This is a genomic window from Sphingopyxis macrogoltabida, from assembly GCF_001314325.1.
In the GTDB taxonomy this organism is placed as follows: domain Bacteria; phylum Pseudomonadota; class Alphaproteobacteria; order Sphingomonadales; family Sphingomonadaceae; genus Sphingopyxis; species Sphingopyxis macrogoltabida.
In genome coordinates, this window is sequence record NZ_CP009429.1 from 4,191,987 (window position 1) to 4,206,067 (window position 14,081).

At 63.9% G+C, this 14,081-nt stretch carries 19 protein-coding genes and 1 tRNA gene; 1 reads left to right on the top strand and 19 read right to left on the bottom strand.

Features of this window, described 5'->3' with window-relative positions; all coding sequences use genetic code 11:
* Positions 1-19 precede the first annotated feature (19 nt).
* Positions 20-706, bottom strand: a complete 687-nt coding sequence (locus tag LH19_RS20285; protein ID WP_054731592.1) for an ArdC family protein — start codon at positions 704-706, stop codon at positions 20-22.
* Between the two features lie 551 nt (positions 707-1,257).
* On the opposite strand from LH19_RS20285, the gene LH19_RS20290 reads away from it, so the two are divergent.
* Positions 1,258-1,491 (top strand): helix-turn-helix transcriptional regulator, encoded by a 234-nt coding sequence (locus tag LH19_RS20290; protein ID WP_054734008.1) that lies wholly within the window; start codon positions 1,258-1,260, stop codon positions 1,489-1,491.
* A gap of 52 nt (positions 1,492-1,543) precedes the next feature.
* Here the strand turns inward: LH19_RS20290 and LH19_RS20295 are convergent, their stop codons facing one another.
* The 18 genes from LH19_RS20295 to LH19_RS20380 form a co-directional block, all read right to left on the bottom strand.
* Positions 1,544-1,867 carry a DUF736 domain-containing protein gene (locus tag LH19_RS20295; protein ID WP_054731593.1) on the bottom strand — a complete coding sequence of 108 codons (324 nt, stop codon included), beginning with the start codon at positions 1,865-1,867 and terminating at the stop codon, positions 1,544-1,546.
* A 722-nt stretch (positions 1,868-2,589) separates the two neighbouring features.
* Complete coding sequence (locus LH19_RS20300; protein WP_054731594.1) at positions 2,590-4,365, bottom strand: ParB/RepB/Spo0J family partition protein; 1,776 nt, start codon at positions 4,363-4,365, stop codon at positions 2,590-2,592.
* A 493-nt stretch (positions 4,366-4,858) separates the two neighbouring features.
* Positions 4,859-5,026, bottom strand: coding sequence for a helix-turn-helix domain-containing protein (locus LH19_RS20305; protein ID WP_054731595.1), 168 nt, complete (start codon positions 5,024-5,026; stop codon positions 4,859-4,861).
* A 968-nt stretch (positions 5,027-5,994) separates the two neighbouring features.
* Positions 5,995-7,311, bottom strand: coding sequence for a tyrosine-type recombinase/integrase (locus tag LH19_RS20315; protein ID WP_082395954.1), 1,317 nt, complete (start codon positions 7,309-7,311; stop codon positions 5,995-5,997).
* Between the two features lie 163 nt (positions 7,312-7,474).
* Positions 7,475-7,548 (bottom strand) — tRNA-Cys (locus LH19_RS20320).
* A gap of 149 nt (positions 7,549-7,697) precedes the next feature.
* Positions 7,698-8,732 (bottom strand): tyrosine-type recombinase/integrase, encoded by a 1,035-nt coding sequence (locus LH19_RS20325; RefSeq protein ID WP_054731597.1) that lies wholly within the window; start codon positions 8,730-8,732, stop codon positions 7,698-7,700.
* Positions 8,719-8,988: a MerR family transcriptional regulator gene (locus tag LH19_RS20330; RefSeq protein WP_054731598.1), complete on the bottom strand. Its 270-nt coding sequence runs from the start codon at positions 8,986-8,988 to the stop codon at positions 8,719-8,721. Before LH19_RS20330 ends, LH19_RS20325 begins: the two co-directional genes overlap by 14 nt.
* 4 nt (positions 8,989-8,992) lie before the next feature.
* Positions 8,993-9,322, bottom strand: coding sequence for a hypothetical protein (locus LH19_RS20335; RefSeq protein WP_145923536.1), 330 nt, complete (start codon positions 9,320-9,322; stop codon positions 8,993-8,995).
* A complete protein-coding gene (locus LH19_RS20340; RefSeq protein WP_201258385.1) occupies positions 9,319-10,368 on the bottom strand; it encodes a hypothetical protein in 1,050 nt (349 codons plus the stop codon). The genes LH19_RS20335 and LH19_RS20340 overlap by 4 nt, the downstream gene beginning before the upstream one ends.
* The gene (locus tag LH19_RS20345; RefSeq protein ID WP_054731600.1) at positions 10,337-10,540 is read right to left on the bottom strand and encodes a TraR/DksA C4-type zinc finger protein; all 204 of its coding nucleotides are present in this window, start codon (positions 10,538-10,540) and stop codon (positions 10,337-10,339) included. The genes LH19_RS20340 and LH19_RS20345 overlap by 32 nt, the downstream gene beginning before the upstream one ends.
* The gene (locus LH19_RS20350) at positions 10,533-10,841 is read right to left on the bottom strand and encodes a hypothetical protein (RefSeq protein WP_054731601.1); all 309 of its coding nucleotides are present in this window, start codon (positions 10,839-10,841) and stop codon (positions 10,533-10,535) included. Before LH19_RS20350 ends, LH19_RS20345 begins: the two co-directional genes overlap by 8 nt.
* A complete protein-coding gene (locus tag LH19_RS20355) occupies positions 10,841-11,026 on the bottom strand; it encodes a hypothetical protein (protein WP_054731602.1) in 186 nt (61 codons plus the stop codon). The genes LH19_RS20350 and LH19_RS20355 overlap by 1 nt, the downstream gene beginning before the upstream one ends.
* 1 nt (position 11,027) lies before the next feature.
* Positions 11,028-11,759 (bottom strand): hypothetical protein, encoded by a 732-nt coding sequence (locus tag LH19_RS20360; RefSeq protein ID WP_054731603.1) that lies wholly within the window; start codon positions 11,757-11,759, stop codon positions 11,028-11,030.
* Positions 11,760-11,794: 35 nt separating this feature from the next.
* The gene (locus LH19_RS20365) at positions 11,795-12,118 is read right to left on the bottom strand and encodes a hypothetical protein (protein ID WP_054731604.1); all 324 of its coding nucleotides are present in this window, start codon (positions 12,116-12,118) and stop codon (positions 11,795-11,797) included.
* Complete coding sequence (locus LH19_RS20370) at positions 12,115-12,324, bottom strand: hypothetical protein (protein ID WP_054731605.1); 210 nt, start codon at positions 12,322-12,324, stop codon at positions 12,115-12,117. The genes LH19_RS20365 and LH19_RS20370 overlap by 4 nt, the downstream gene beginning before the upstream one ends.
* A 229-nt stretch (positions 12,325-12,553) precedes the next feature.
* The gene (locus tag LH19_RS28805; RefSeq protein ID WP_145923537.1) at positions 12,554-12,817 is read right to left on the bottom strand and encodes a hypothetical protein; all 264 of its coding nucleotides are present in this window, start codon (positions 12,815-12,817) and stop codon (positions 12,554-12,556) included.
* On the bottom strand, positions 12,814-13,032 hold the full coding sequence (locus LH19_RS20375) for a hypothetical protein (RefSeq protein ID WP_054731606.1): 219 nt from the start codon (positions 13,030-13,032) through the stop codon (positions 12,814-12,816). Before LH19_RS20375 ends, LH19_RS28805 begins: the two co-directional genes overlap by 4 nt.
* Positions 13,029-13,997: a hypothetical protein gene (locus tag LH19_RS20380; RefSeq protein WP_054731607.1), complete on the bottom strand. Its 969-nt coding sequence runs from the start codon at positions 13,995-13,997 to the stop codon at positions 13,029-13,031. Before LH19_RS20380 ends, LH19_RS20375 begins: the two co-directional genes overlap by 4 nt.
* Between the last annotated feature and the right edge of the window lie 84 nt (positions 13,998-14,081).

The following is a 14,081-nucleotide window of genomic DNA, read 5'->3' on the forward strand; positions in this document are numbered from 1 at the left end:
CCGAATGGGCCAAGCGCGATCATGCCGCCAACCGCGCCTTCTCGCCACGATGCGGCATAATTTGGGTTACGGCATTATGGCCGAGTTCGTGGAGCGCGGTCCGATACCAGTTCACCGGCTCGTGGAACGCCGCCTGCGGCGGCACAGCCACAAAGTCGTGACTCGGGCTGTAAAAGGCTTCGCCGCCGCCGATGTTGAAACGGGCGCCGCTCGCTGCGATCAGCGCGTCGGCCGCGCCAATGGCAAGCACCGGATCGGGACCGACCATCGGCGCGATATAATCCTCGGGCAGTCCCTCGCACTGGTCGACGTTGAACACGACAAAGCGCTTGAGGAACGCGACCTGCCGCGCCTCGCGATCCTCGCCGCGCGCGGCCTCGGCTTCGGCCTTTGGCGTGAAGCGGTCGGCGTAGCAAATGACCGTGCCCTTCTCGCCGCGCCGGACATTGCCGCCCGCCGCCTCGGTCTGCCGGTAAGTGAGCCAGCGCTGCGAGGCATAGCCTCTCGCAATGCCTTCGGCCCACAGAATCAAAATATTGATGCCGGAATAGGGCCGCGCCGTCCCCGCATTCTGCGGCATCGTGCATCCGCATGCCGCGCTGTCCCACGGCTGCACCCAAGGCAGCCGCCCTTCTTCAAGCTCCGCGATGATCCGCTTGGTAACCTCCGAATAGAGGCTCGCCCTCTCGATCCGTTCCTTGCGCATATCCTTTCTCCTTCCAGCCACCGCACCCCGGCCCGGAAGGGGGCGGAGGTGGGCGGCAGGAGGGAGCCGGCAGACCCGCATGATCGGCCGGGCTGCATCCGAAGGACCGCAATGAAATGGAGGACCCGCGGCACGCGGGTTGCGGCCCGGCCGGGCGGGGCTAAGGCGAGTGACGCCCGCCTCCGCCCCCGCAGCGCCGGGGACATCTCACGCCGCCGCGACGCGGCGACCGCATCCGCGCCAGGGGCGCCTCCCCAATCGCGACTCGGACAACGCCGCGCCGTAATCGGCGCGTCATTTCGAGGCGCGGCCGTCACCGACGGCCTCATTCTCCCTCCGCGACGCAACGGGCGAGACCCAGTGAGAAAAATATCTGCGCCTACGCCATCACCCGCCACAGACGCCCGGGGACGCCCGCGGATGCCGGCGGCCCTACGCCAGCGTACGATGCGATAAATGGCACTTTTCTGCGGTGTTGACTTAGGGCGCGACGCTCCCCTTCTATCATCTCACGTCGACGTATGATCCCCCAGCATATGGAGAAACAGAGCATGGCATATCAGTCTCCCTTACGCATGATGCGCCTTGATGAAGTCCTGGCCCTCACCGGTCTCAGCCGCGCAACCCTCTATCGCAAGATCGCGTCCGGTACCTTTCCGACGCAGCACAAGCTCGCGGAGCGGTGCTGCGGCTGGCGCGCCGGCGACGTCGACATCTGGCTCCGCAATCCGGTCACCTTCACCCTCGCCGACCTCAAGCGCGACGAAGATCGCGACGCTGCCTGAAACGCACGCCAAAGCCCCGCGCCGCATCTGCGGCGCGGGGTGGAAGCCCGCCTCAGTCGGCGGGGTTCCAGATGAGGGCGTAACCGTCCTCGCCGTCCTGGCCGGCAGCGCGGCCGAGGTTCGCATAGAGGCGGCGGGGCCCGAACTCGGGAGCGGCGAGGCTCAGGGACACATAGGGCTCGCCCGATACTTGTCCGACGCGGATCCAGCCGGCACCGATCTCGACGCCTTCGGAATAGACCCGGTAGTCGGGCTGGACGTCGCCCGCCTTCGAGCGGTTGGTCCGGATTTCAATCGCCGCGCGGATCGAGAGGGTTTTCAGCTGGCCAACGAAACCCGTTTCGATGGTGCCGTTCACAAAGCCGATAGCTGCCATTGGTCGTCTCCTTGAATGTGCCGCGGGACCATCCCTGCGACATGGGCGGACCAAGGACCGGCGCATGAGGCGGCTCGCGAACCCGCAAGGGCCGCAGCGAAGCGGAGGAGTGCAGCGGCGCGATTATTTGAAGCGAAGCGCCCGCGAGGAGCCGGCAGAGCCGGCGGGGAAATAATCGCGCCGCCGCACTTTCGCGGGACGCCGCGCCGGTTCAGGTCAGATCGCCCGTCGCCGGGATGGTCCTGCAGAGGAGGTGGAGCGAGCCCGCGCTATCGGCGCGGACGATCAAACGCCGAACCTTGAGTAAAAAAACGATCTAACCGCGAACTTTGCCTGCGATCAGATTGGCCGCGCCCGAGTTGGCAGTCCGCCCTCCCATCGGCTCATTCCTGGCGGCAAGAAAACCTTGTTCAAGGCATGCGATTTGGCGTTTTCGTACAATCCATGCGCCAATGCTGACATTATCGGGCTCGCCAACTTCCGTCCGGACTTGGCGATTAGCGACCCCGGCAAGTCGGGACGGCGGGGCGAAGGATGCAGCATCCTCGTATGGGCGGCGCGAAGGCAACTTCGCGTCGCCTCTTTCTTTTGGCCGAACCGCGCGACGGCGCCGCTTACGGCGGCGACGCGCGCAAAATCAAAAGCGCCGCGCCGGCCCCAAGGTCGGCGCGTCATTTTGCGCCCGAAAAAGAGGCGGGCGACCAAAGCCGCCCGCCATATTCTCATGCTGCCAAAGGCCGCTCGTCCTCGGCATCGGGCTCAGGCGCTGCCCGGATAGCAAGCTCGTGCGCGATCCGCGCCGCCGATGCCACGCTGCCGACCCCGCCGCGAGCCGTGTAAGCCGAAGGCGGAAAGGCCATCCACTGCGGAATCCACGGCTCGGCCTTGGCCCGGCCGTTGGCCCCTTCAAGGCAATCCGAGACAATGGCCTTCAAGGCTTTGCCCTTTTCACCGGCGTTCGCTGCCGCGACCTCGGGTCCTGCAACCTCGCCGACGATGGCGAGAAGGACTTCGCGGTCGCGAAGCTGGTCGAAGAAGGCCGCGTCCGCCGACCAGTGTTGGCGCATGTCGGTACCGAGATGGAGGCCGATCATCTCCACCGCTTCGCTTCCCGCCTGCAGCGTCTCGCCCATGACGATCGCCACAATCTCCAGCACCACCGGATCGGGAAGGTCCAGCAGCCGCGCGAACAGCGGGGCAAAAGGGGGACGGTTCAGCGGCCTTCCCGTGACGGTCAGGCTTTCTTCGTCGCAGGCGAGCACTGCGAGCACGGCGCGGCGCTTGAGGTCGAAGGTCGTCTCGGCGGAAGACGTCTCGACGCTCTCGGCAATATCCTCCTTCGGCGCGCGCTGGCCCTCGACATCGACGCGCCAGAGGTCGGCCCCCGCAATGACATGCGCGAGCATCGCCCGCAGCGCGACCCCGCCATGCCCTGCCAGATCGGCGCGCACCGCCGCATGGCGATGAAGGTCGATATAGGCATTGAGCGGACCCGACACCTCGGGATGCACCGGCTTGGCCATAACGGCATCCCCGTCCTCGCTCCCGCCGCCACTCGAAAGCCGCTTGGCTTCCTTGGTGGTGACGAAGCCTTCATGGAAGGCCACCTCGCCGCTCTCGCGGACCTCGACATAGATGCGGCCGCCCTTGCGCTTGCCCGCATGGGCGTAGTCCCACGAGCGGAACCAGTCGCCCCGCGCCATGATGACGACATCGGACCACCCCGCTTCTAGATAGTCCGCCTTGCGCGCCTCGATGGCCGCCACCTGCGCCGACCAGAAGGCATCGCCATCGGCAAAGAAGCTGTCTTCGCCGAACAGGTCCGACACTGTAGCGAGCTTCGCTTCCTCGGTGTCGAACAGCGCGTGCTTGACCGCGATAGCCGTGCCGCCGAACAGCCAAGCTTTCAGCTGATGACCGGTCGGGCAATAGCTGCCTTCATCGTCGAACAGCGCCAGCCATGCTTTCTGCTGGCTCTTCGATGCGAGGGTCAGGTGACGGACGGTGCCCGCATCGATCTCGCCGCCGCGATAGAGGGTGCGGATGCGGGGGAGCAAATTGCCGAGCGCAAGGATGCGTTTCACCGCACGCGGCTCAAACCCGAAGCTGTCCGCGACCTCCTCGACACTGCGCCTCGCCTTGACCAGCGCGACGAACGCTTCCCACTGGCTGACCTCGTCGGGCTGCACCCGTGCGAGATTTTCGAGCATCGAGGCTTCGAGCGCATCGGCATCATCGCCCTCGTCGAGAATGGCGCAAGGGATAGGCTTCACCGCCCCGCCCTCACGCGCGATGGCGCCCACGGCGGTAAAACGCCGACGCCCCGCGACAATCTCGTAATGCCCTTCCGAGCAGTTCGGACGAACGAGCAGCGGAACGAGCACGCCGCGCGCACGAATGCTCGGCATGAGGTCTGCGACGTCGGGGTCTTTCCCCTTCCCGCGCATATTGGCGGCAGCGATGGACAGATTGCCCAGATCGATGAAATCCAGCTTCATGACTTTCTTCCTTCTCTCTTCAACCACACCCGGCCCCGGACGGCGGGGCGGGCGGCGCGAAAAGGCGACGGGACCGCGCCAAAGGACGGCGCGCACCTGAAGGGCTGCAACGAAGTGGAAGAGCCGGGCATCGCCCGGCTTGCGCGACGGCCGAGCGGTCCCATAGCCGTGCGCCGAACGACACGCAGTCCGTGGCCGGCAAACCCGGCAACGCCGCCGTGCGGTCAGCGCGGCGTCAACATCGGACAACAGACGCGCCCTTGGCGAAGCCGCAGGCGGGGCGGCATGCGTGCGGGCTTGGGCTTAGCCGCCGCCCCGCCAAGATCAGCGAGCCGAGAGCGCTGCGCGGCCTACCGCAAAAACGTGCGACCTCTGGCGGCAGCCTGCCGCCGCCAGTGCGCGCTCATTTGAGGCCGCGCTCAATTTGAGCTCAGCATCGTGTTTCCTGTTTTGGGTGTTGCAAAGAAAATCGGCGTGGGCGCCGCCGGCTATATCATCTGTCGGATTGAGCCAGGCGGCGGATCGATTCTGTCGTCAGCAAAGTGCGCGTGCCAATCTTGATCGCGTCGAGCGATCCCGATTTGATAAGGGCATATACAGACGACCGGCCAATGCCGAGCGCTTTGGCGGTTTCGTTGATCGAAAGGACGAGAGGTTCCATGAGGGTCTCCGTGTGTGACGATTGTTGGCGGGAGACAGCCCAGGTTGCACATGATTGCGCGTGCGTCGTCCGGTAACCCGAACCCGCGCAAATCTGCGAGCGGTTGGAAATTTCGGTAACTACGCGCTGATGATTTTGGCGCTTTTCGGCGAGTTTTCGGTATCTCCCGGAGCTTCCCGCCTAGTCGGCGCCTCGATTTATTTTTACCGCCGCGACGATTTTGTTCGCAAACTCTCGCAGCCGGGTGTTCTCCGGAACGCGGATATCGTTGTCATGGTCGTCGCTCGGTGCGCAACGACCTCGTACAAGATCCATCACCGCGGTCTCGGCGCCATATTTTTCCGGATCGATCTCCCGGAGATCGGGGTGCTCGATCAGGGCCAGCAGCATTGCCTCATAATCATATTCCTTCGGACGCCCTCCGCTGCTGGGCCGCACTTTGAGCGCGCGGATGATTTCTTCCGGTTCGGCATCGACATAGATCTGAGCGCTAAACCAGAAGCCATGTGGTGGAAGCACGATCGCCCGGTCGCTGGCGACTTCAGACAACAACAAGCCGCGCAGCCGCCCGTAAAAGTGGCGGCGATGGACCGGGCGCCTCATGCCTTTCCGGTCGTAGTAATAGGTGGCTGGCGCGGTTCGGCGGCCTAGATAGTCAAAGAGCTTCTCGAGCGTTTCGACAGTTGAACGCCGGCTGCTGCCATAGACGGGGGCTCGCTTCGTCTCAACGATCCCCAAGCCATACTGAAAATGGCGCCAGTACGCTGCGACGCAGGCTGCTATCGCGAGCAGGGCGATCACCGCAACGGAAGCTGCTGCACCGATGTCATCTCCGTTCAATGCTGCCGCGCCCCAAATCGCCAGGACGAGCAACACCAGAAGAATGCAGAGCAGGAATGACGTAGCCAGGATAAGGAAGCGGCGCCGGACCGCGCGATCGATGGCGACCGCTACCCGGTCGACTTCTTCTAGCCCCAGCTCCTCCTTGTCCTTGGCGTATAAGAGGCGAGCGGCAATCCGCGCGAGACTCCGATGTGCATCGGCCGACCGATGCCATATGCCGGGCGGGGCTGCGGTCTCGGCGACGGGCATCGATTTCCTCCTTCACGCAGATCGTCGAGGTAATCGCTCCACCATTGGGCCATCTCGACGCGTTCGGCCCAGTAGGCTGACTGATTGTAAATACGACGTATTGTGCCGCCGACCGCGTGCGCAAGTGCCCGTTCGATCGCGTCGGGATTCCAGTAGCCTGATTCGTTGAGCAGCGATGACGCGGAGGTGCGAAAGCCATGCGCGGTCATCTGGTCTTTTGGAAATCCCATTCTCCGCAGCGAGGCGTTCAGCGTGTTGTCGCTGATGGGCCGGGACCGCGTGCGAACCGATGGAAAGACATATTGGCCGGAACCCGACAGTATCCGCATGTCGGCCAGGATCGTCAGAGCCTGCCGAGAAAGAGGCACGGCATGCGGCTGCCGCATCTTCATCTTGCCCTCTGGGATCGTCCACACCGCCTTGTCGAAATCGATCTCGCTCCATTCCATCTGGCGCATTTCCCCTGGGCGCTGGAACAAATGGGGTGTCAGCTTCAAGGCCGCCATGACGGCGGGATCACCCTGATAATCGTCGATCGCGCGCAGCAATCCGCCGAATGCCACCGGCTCTGTAATTGCAGGAAAGTGCTTCACCTTCGGAATGGTCAGCGCGCCGATCAATAGGTGCGCAGGGTCGCGGTCCGCGCGCGCGGTCGCCACGGCATAACGGAAAACACGGCTGACGAACGACCGCAGCAGATTTGCTGTTTCCAGCCGGCCCCGACGCTCATGCTTCCGCAGTTCATGCAAAATCTCATGCGGCGTGATGTCGGCGATGGGACGCCTGCCGAATTCAGGACCGAGCAGCTTTACGAACCAACGCATCTTTTTCAGCGTCGGCGCGGCCAGACCTTCGCGGGTTTTCTTCTGGATCAGATCGTCGGCCACATGCGCGAAACTGTTGCGAGCGCGCACGGCCGCTTCAATTCTTGCTTCCCGCTTGGTGAAATTTGGATCGATCGAATGCGCTACCTGCTTGCGCGCGGCGTCACGTGCTTCCCGCGCCTCGGCTAAACTGATCTCAGGATACGAGCCGAGTGCCAATTTTCGCTCGACCCCATTGATGCGATACTTCACCCGCCAGAGCTTACTGCCGCTCGGATTGACCTGGAGGTACAAACCTTTTGCATCCGCAACCTTGTAGGGCTTTTCTCTTGGCTTGGCGTGTCGGATCGCCGCATCGGTCAGAGCCATTTGGGGGCCTCGCAAATTTGGGGGCCTCGGCTGCCCCAAAAAAGCCCCCAACAGCCATAATTACGGGCAATCAGAGACCATCACCGGCAATCAGTGAATGCCCCATAACTAGCAGAAAACCGGTAGTTTTTCAACCATCAGCAACCGTCTGCTGACAGGGTATTGGAGGCCCGAGCCGGAATCGAACCGGCGTATACGGATTTGCAGTCCGCTGCGTCACCACTCCGCCATCGGGCCTTATCAACGACTTAGCTGCCATTGACCGGGTCGTTTCGCACTGCGATCCGTATCGTTTCGCACTTTGGCAAGAACAAAACTGGACCGACGCATGAAACGTGGTTCGGGCGCGCTAGCGGCGATTGTGCCGTTTGGCAACGGTGAAACGGTCAGGCGCTCGCTTCCATCAGCGCCATCGCCGCCTCTGCGTTTCGGCGCTGGCTGGCGTACTGCATCGCGATCTGGAATGTCCGGTGGCCGATGATGTCGGTGATCTGGACGACAGTGCATCCCACAGCCTCGAGCGCGCCGGCGGCGGCGTAGCGGAGGCCGTGCAGCGAGCGGTGCGGCATCGCGTCGATCGACGCGACGGCACGATTGATCTGCGCCGAAATGGCGTTGGCGTTCAAAGGGCGGCCGAGCGCGCTGCGGACGATGGGGCCGCCGAACGCAGACTTGATCGAATCGAGGTGCGCCTTCAGCTTCGGGTGGCAGGGGATCGACAGCGGCGTGCCGGTCTTGTTCTGGCGAACGCGGATGATGCCGCCCTGATAGTCGGTCCAGTCCATCTGCGCGAGGTCTTCGCGGCGCTGGCCCGTGTAGAGCGCCAGCATGACGATCGTCTTCGCCACCGGGTCGCACTTGGACAGGAACAGGTCGATTTCCTCTGGCGACCATACCTCGATGTGCTTCACCTTCGCCTTGATCTTCTTGACCTTGGCGGCCGGGTTGAAATTCTCGGCGACGTGGCCCTGCTCCTCACCCCAGCTATAGAGGCGGCTGATTAGCTGCTTGACCTTGTGCGCGGTGCGGGGTTGCTTGCGGTACTGGTTGCGCAGCTCGACGACGACGGCCTTCGTCACGCAGTCGAAGCGCTCGGCACCGATCACCGGCCGGACGCGCTCGGCGGTGTCGCGGTAATCCTTCTGCGAGGAATCGGCGAGCACCTCAAATTCCGGGCTCGCAAAGAACTCGTCCAGCAACCAGTTCACGGTATGCGGCGCGGGCTTGTCGTTCGCCTGGTCGGCGATGCGCTCCTCGCGGCCGAGCAGTTCGCCATAGCGCTCGTGGAACGCTGCTTCGCCGGGCTTACCGGGGAGAGCGCAATCGGTGTCGTCGCGGCGGAAGCGCCAATAGTCTTTGAACTTGCCCGACGCGAGCTTGCGACGAACGATATATGTGTACTTGATTTCAGTCTGAGCCACGGGCAATTCTTTCCCTCACGCGGGCGAGCATGTCCGTTCCTTCGTCCTTTTTCTGCCCCTCGTCTAGCGGCTGACCGTCGAGTGCATCGGCCCACCTGTCCAAATCTTGGATATCGTAGAGGATCCGGCGGCCCTTCCGCTTCGGCACTGGCCCATCTTGGGACAGGGTGGTCGTGCCGATCCCCAGATAAAGGGCGGCAAGCTCAACGCTCATCAGGCGGGGCCAGTACGGCATCGTGGCGGCCTTGTCGGGCATCAGCCTATTTCGGCGCGCCGTTCGCGGAAATCATGGTGCGGTAAATTTCGCGAGCGGCGGGACCCGGGCCAAGCTTGGCTATGCCGCTCAGACGCTTCTCCTTGGAAATTTCGCCCCACGCTTTCGCGATCATATCAGGCGTCGGCTCTATCGGCACCACCGCGTAACCGGCCTTCGATATGGCAGTGAGGGCGGCTTCGGCATCGCGGACGAGGTGCGGATTGACGACCTCAGCGCAGCACCGATTGTTGGCGAGGCACTTGGCGGCACAGTCCTGCGAACCGTCGCCCCAGCACACTGCCCGAGCTATTGCCTGTACCAGTGGGGTGGTCATGACGGGCGATCCAGCGCCACGTCTTGCAGACCCATCTCGTCATCGAGGCGCGTCATTTCGGCAAGCGGGTTCGGGGATGGGCCAACGAAGGTCAGGCCCTGCTTTTCGCAGTACCGGCGGAAGGCCGCTTCGTGCAGCTCGCCGGGCAGCATTTCGATGCTGTGCCCGATGGTGCCGCCCTTCCAAGACCCCTTGCGCTGACCGACCTCGGACGAGAACCGCAGGTCGAGCGAGCGGGCAACGCTGTTGCGGCCAAGGAACAGCAGCCGGAAAATCCCCTTGCCGCGCTTCCATTCCATCTCTTCGATCCTGCACGTCGCGGAGATTCGCTCGCCGTCGAAGTCGTCGAACTCGAATTTCGCGACAGGGCAGGCATCCTGCAGAGCATTGCGCGCCGCCCATCCGTTCTTGCTGCGGAAGCCCCATTCCGGCAGGTGCGCGAACAGGTCACCGTCGAGGTCGTAGATGCTGTGCCGGATGCATTGATGCTCGCGCCACGGATAGAACCAGCACTTGCTCTTCGTCGTCGTGCTGTCGTGCGTCTGCGGGCCATAGTGCCAATGCACGGCGCCCTCGGCAGCCGAGAAACCGAACTCGCGGCGATGCTGATCCCAATAGAAGGTGTCGCGCCCGGCCGCCTGTGCCTGCGCGATGATGTCGGGCGTCGAATAGTGGACCTTGCGCCGGTACGGTTTGATGATCTCGGGCAGTTTCAGCATGACGGTCCAGCCGCGAAGCATGAAGCGCAGCGTATTATGCGCGCTGTCCTCGTCGCCGCCGGTCGCCAGCATGATCCCGGTCGAGCGATAGTGCCCGCTCGGCGCCGCGAATAGAAACCGGCCGAAATGGCGGTCGTTGTCGCTCCAACGGGTTACGTTGGCCCAGTGCTTATTCATTCCGATTCCTTCTGTTTGTAGCAGCGCGTGCAGACGAGGTTCGCCGTGCGGCAGTTCAACGCGACGAATTTCGACCGGCGCCAGTCGTGGATGCCGAGCATGCAAAGGATGCGCCCGATCATGTCCGGCTCCTCGGCCCGCGCCCGTCACGGCAGTATCCGCATCGGCCGTCGATCAGCCGCGGCATGTCCTCGCCGCATTCTTCGCACTCGCCAGGCACGCCGGCGGAAGTCGCTGTGACCGCAGCGGCGCGCGCGGCGCGCAGGCTGTGATTGAGGTGCTCGTCTGCCAATTCGTTGGCGCGATCGATGTCGTCAGCCATGGCCGGACCCCCGCGCTTCCGCCCATTCTTCGAAATCGAAAAACGGGATCGGCATCCAGCCGATGATCGGACGGGGGAAAGGTTTGATGCCCTTCCCGTTTGCCCAATAGCCACCGTACCGTGCGATCAGGTCGCGTCCCGCCTTGCTGACGTTCTCAGGACGAGGCTGGACCCAGCGCCCAAGCGTGACGTAGCCCGGATAACCGCGATCTGGTCGCGGAGACACGACAAGCAACAGGTCGGTCCCGTCGCGCGGAGCGTCTCGAAGCGGGCGCCATTCGGCAATTTCGATCACAGGCATCAGCGTTCGCCCGGCATCACCCGCGCGACTTCCTGCGCGACGATGTACGAATGGTCAGGGTACAGCCCGACGAGACGCTTTGCCTCGCGTTCGGCGGCGGCGAAGGTCGGATGTGGCTTCGTCAGCCGCACGGCGTCAGCCTTATGGACGCGGTATCCGCCCGGCTCGCGGATGGTGACGCTCATTTCAACCACCCGTCATGAAGTCGGCGCCGAACCTGCGCCGGCCCTCTTCTTCGAGCAGGTCCGCCTCCCGGCGCTGCATCTCGCCGCGGCGCCTCAATTCCACGCCGCACTGCTTGCGCTCCTCGGGGGTAAGTGCGCCGAAATATTCGAGGAAGTCAGGATGACCCGTCAGGTCCGCGTGGATGGTGCAAGCCCAATCGCACGCCCTGATCTGGGCGGGCGTAAGGCTCGGATCGGCGCGCTCCGCGATGTAGGTCAGCATCTCTTTGCCCTCGGCATCGAGTGCCGCCGCCCGGCTTTCGAGCGCGCGCAACACGGCGACCGATTCGGCGTCGGAGAGATGGTCCATATGCCTCTTGAAGTCAGGCTGTTCGGTGATCTTTTCCATCGGCGGGACCGTGATCGCCCACTCGAAAGCCGCGCGGGCGGCCGGGCTCAGGCCCTCAGTCTCGGGCATAATTATCTCCATGTTTGCGGTGGATTCTGTCGAAGAGTGGAAATGGAGGCCGAGTTTGTCGCTGGCCATTGTGATGGCGTCGCAAAGCTCGACGACACGATTGCGCGGAACAGCGAAGCCCTCGGACAGCGCCACCATCTCAGGCAGTCCCCGGTCCTCAAACCGGCGAATATCGAGGTGCTCGGAGCCGTTGAGAGACACGATCGCGACGCGCAATTCGGTGAGCTGGCCGACGGGTATTTTAGCGACGATCTCGGTTTTCAGTTCATTGGGCATTCGGGCCTCCTGTTGGTTTGGTGAATTTTTGGTGATCACGACCGCTGTCCTTTGATCCGCGCCGGAAACACGGGCGCCCAAACGATGGCGTTGCGGCCGCTCACGTTCGGTCGGCGCTGGCCGCTGTCGCGGACCTTGCCGAGCCGCGACAGTTCGGTGAGCCGCGGCCGGATCGAAAGGATCGACAGCCCCAGCTTGCCCGCGACTTCATCGGCGGTCAGGCCATTCGAGCGCTCGACGACCGCGAGCGCGCGGGCGCGAAGCTGCGGCGTTTCCGGCGCGATTTCCGCCGCTGCCGCGCGCGACGTGTCGCGATCCTGCGCGCCGGGCGCGTGGGGATAGGTGAAGAGGTCGGTCATTTGCCCACCCCGAGCGCGTCGCAGCGCGCCTTCATGTGGGGCGGCTGGAACCGGCTGTCTTCGCGGTCCATCATACAGTCGAACGTGTCGAGGGCAGCGTCGACACCCTCTCGGTGCCCGAGATTTCGTCCGACATTCAGGCCCGACGCGAACGCGAGCAACAAGAACAGTAGGAAGAAGACCAGATCGTACCATCTCACCTTCATGCTGGTTCCCTTTCGGGCTCAGCAGCAGCGCCGCCATCATCGTGGCGCGGGCGATCGGGAATGACCGGGACCGAGCCGGGCGCCTCAGGCCGCTGGCGCGGCGCGCGCGGGATAGGTTCGGTCAACACGCGGCGCCTTGGGTTCACCGTGACATATCGCCGGGGCACGACGCCCTGATATTCAGCGTCGCTGTGGTTGCAGCCGAAGGGTTGTCCGCAGGCCTTGCAGGTCATGCGCTCGCCTCCGGGCCAGTCCACGTCACGCTCCAACTGGGATTGCCGTTGAAACAAATGACGGAGTGCTGTCGCGCCAGACCGTCGGCGTACGAGTATGCCTCGCCCTGGTGCAAAAATGCGCGTCGAGGAGGCGCGCCCGGTGGGCAGGGCAAGATAGTCACGACGAACGTGTCATCGAGTTCGCAGTGGATCTTGACCTTGGTTGTCGGGTGATCCGGGATGCCGCAGTTCGGGAAAGGGATGATGTCGGCGCTCATGCAGCGTCTCCGGGATCCGATGGAGCAAGGAACAGGGCGCGCCATTCGTCCCAGAGCCGCGCGGCTTCCTGCGCAGCGGCCATGCGGTCGGCCACCTTCTCCGGCGTGTCGAGCAGCGGGCGCTCTTGATATTTGAGTTGGAGTCGGATCGCGGCGGCGTCGAAATTCGCCCAAGCGATCTCGACCGGCGAGCTTTCGGAAACGAGCCGAATCATACCGCATACGCCTTGTCGACGAAGCCACGGCCCCGGACCATCGTCGCATTGACCCACGTCATGCGGCCCTCGCCCAGATAGCGGAGCTGGCGGATATGCCCGCGGCGAAGGTGGCCACGGCGCGAGCCGCCGGTGCCGGTGACGTCGTGATCTCCATCGACGGCGCCCGCGACCTGCAGGATATGGAAATCCTTGAGCGGCAAATCGCCGCGCCGGATGCGGGCCTTGTTCAGCTTCTCCGGGGCCGGATGGCGCTCCGGGCTGACGTTGCGGCAGGACAGCGCATAGCAGACGTCGATATAGGCGTTCACCTCGTCCATGAGGTCGGCGCCTACGGTGTCCATCAGGGCTGTGTGACCGATGCGCTGGCGAGTTTCGGCGAGCATCTCGGGCAACAGCGGAATCAGGGTGAAGGGGATGGTGCGAGCCGCCGCGACTTTGCTCGCGATCCGGCCGGCTGCAACAGCGGCTTCGTAGAAAGGCGTCGCCGCAGGCCGTTCCACCCATTCCGTCGAGAACGAGACGTGCGCCGCTGCGGCGACCGGCACCCAGAAGCCGAGCCGATCCATGAACGATATCGACGCGACCACCACACCGTCCTCGATGTCGGCCGGCGACCAGCGGCGCAGCTCGGGCGGTATGTCCTCGGACCAGCGCCACGCGAGCGCGATACGGCGTGACGCGGGAGAATCGGTATATCCGGGCGTCCGCTGCGCCTTGTCGGCCGGGGCGGCATATTCCAGCGCCACGACGGGGAACGCGGGAGCGAAGGTTAGTCCTGGCACCTCGGGACGTGGCTTGTCGCGGTCGAGCACCATCCCGTAGTCGGGCAGGATGAAGACCTGAGCCTCGCGCAATTTGCCGAGAAGGTATTGCATGCCGATCTGCGACAGCGGCGCCTTGGGTAAATCGCTGGCGACGAAGTTCTCGATCGCTTTGACGGTGAAGTTGAGCGCCTGCGTCATCGGATCACCTGCGCGGCAAGATCGGCAATAGCGAAGCCCATCGCGACCAGCGCGAGGGCGGTGAACAGGATCGCGGCCTCCCAG

Excerpts from the sequence above, each read along its gene's own strand:
- LH19_RS20380 (WP_054731607.1), bottom strand. The coding sequence starts at position 13,997 with ATGACGCAGGCGCTCAACTTCACCGTCAAAGCGATCGAGAACTTCGTC.
- LH19_RS20370 (WP_054731605.1), bottom strand. The coding sequence starts at position 12,324 with ATGAAGGTGAGATGGTACGATCTGGTCTTCTTCCTACTGTTCTTGTTG.
- LH19_RS20360 (WP_054731603.1), bottom strand. The coding sequence starts at position 11,759 with ATGCCCAATGAACTGAAAACCGAGATCGTCGCTAAAATACCCGTCGGC.
- LH19_RS20375 (WP_054731606.1), bottom strand. The coding sequence starts at position 13,032 with ATGATTCGGCTCGTTTCCGAAAGCTCGCCGGTCGAGATCGCTTGGGCG.
- LH19_RS20290 (WP_054734008.1), top strand. The coding sequence starts at position 1,258 with ATGGCATATCAGTCTCCCTTACGCATGATGCGCCTTGATGAAGTCCTG.
- LH19_RS20330 (WP_054731598.1), bottom strand. The coding sequence starts at position 8,988 with ATGCCCGACAAGGCCGCCACGATGCCGTACTGGCCCCGCCTGATGAGC.
- LH19_RS20345 (WP_054731600.1), bottom strand. The coding sequence starts at position 10,540 with ATGGCTGACGACATCGATCGCGCCAACGAATTGGCAGACGAGCACCTC.
- LH19_RS20295 (WP_054731593.1), bottom strand. The coding sequence starts at position 1,867 with ATGGCAGCTATCGGCTTTGTGAACGGCACCATCGAAACGGGTTTCGTT.
- LH19_RS20365 (WP_054731604.1), bottom strand. The coding sequence starts at position 12,118 with ATGACCGACCTCTTCACCTATCCCCACGCGCCCGGCGCGCAGGATCGC.
- LH19_RS20350 (WP_054731601.1), bottom strand. The coding sequence starts at position 10,841 with ATGCCTGTGATCGAAATTGCCGAATGGCGCCCGCTTCGAGACGCTCCG.
- LH19_RS28805 (WP_145923537.1), bottom strand. The coding sequence starts at position 12,817 with ATGAGCGCCGACATCATCCCTTTCCCGAACTGCGGCATCCCGGATCAC.
- LH19_RS20335 (WP_145923536.1), bottom strand. The coding sequence starts at position 9,322 with ATGACCACCCCACTGGTACAGGCAATAGCTCGGGCAGTGTGCTGGGGC.
- LH19_RS20355 (WP_054731602.1), bottom strand. The coding sequence starts at position 11,026 with ATGAGCGTCACCATCCGCGAGCCGGGCGGATACCGCGTCCATAAGGCT.
- LH19_RS20300 (WP_054731594.1), bottom strand. The coding sequence starts at position 4,365 with ATGAAGCTGGATTTCATCGATCTGGGCAATCTGTCCATCGCTGCCGCC.
- LH19_RS20285 (WP_054731592.1), bottom strand. The coding sequence starts at position 706 with ATGCGCAAGGAACGGATCGAGAGGGCGAGCCTCTATTCGGAGGTTACC.
- LH19_RS20305 (WP_054731595.1), bottom strand. The coding sequence starts at position 5,026 with ATGGAACCTCTCGTCCTTTCGATCAACGAAACCGCCAAAGCGCTCGGC.
- LH19_RS20315 (WP_082395954.1), bottom strand. The coding sequence starts at position 7,311 with ATGGCTCTGACCGATGCGGCGATCCGACACGCCAAGCCAAGAGAAAAG.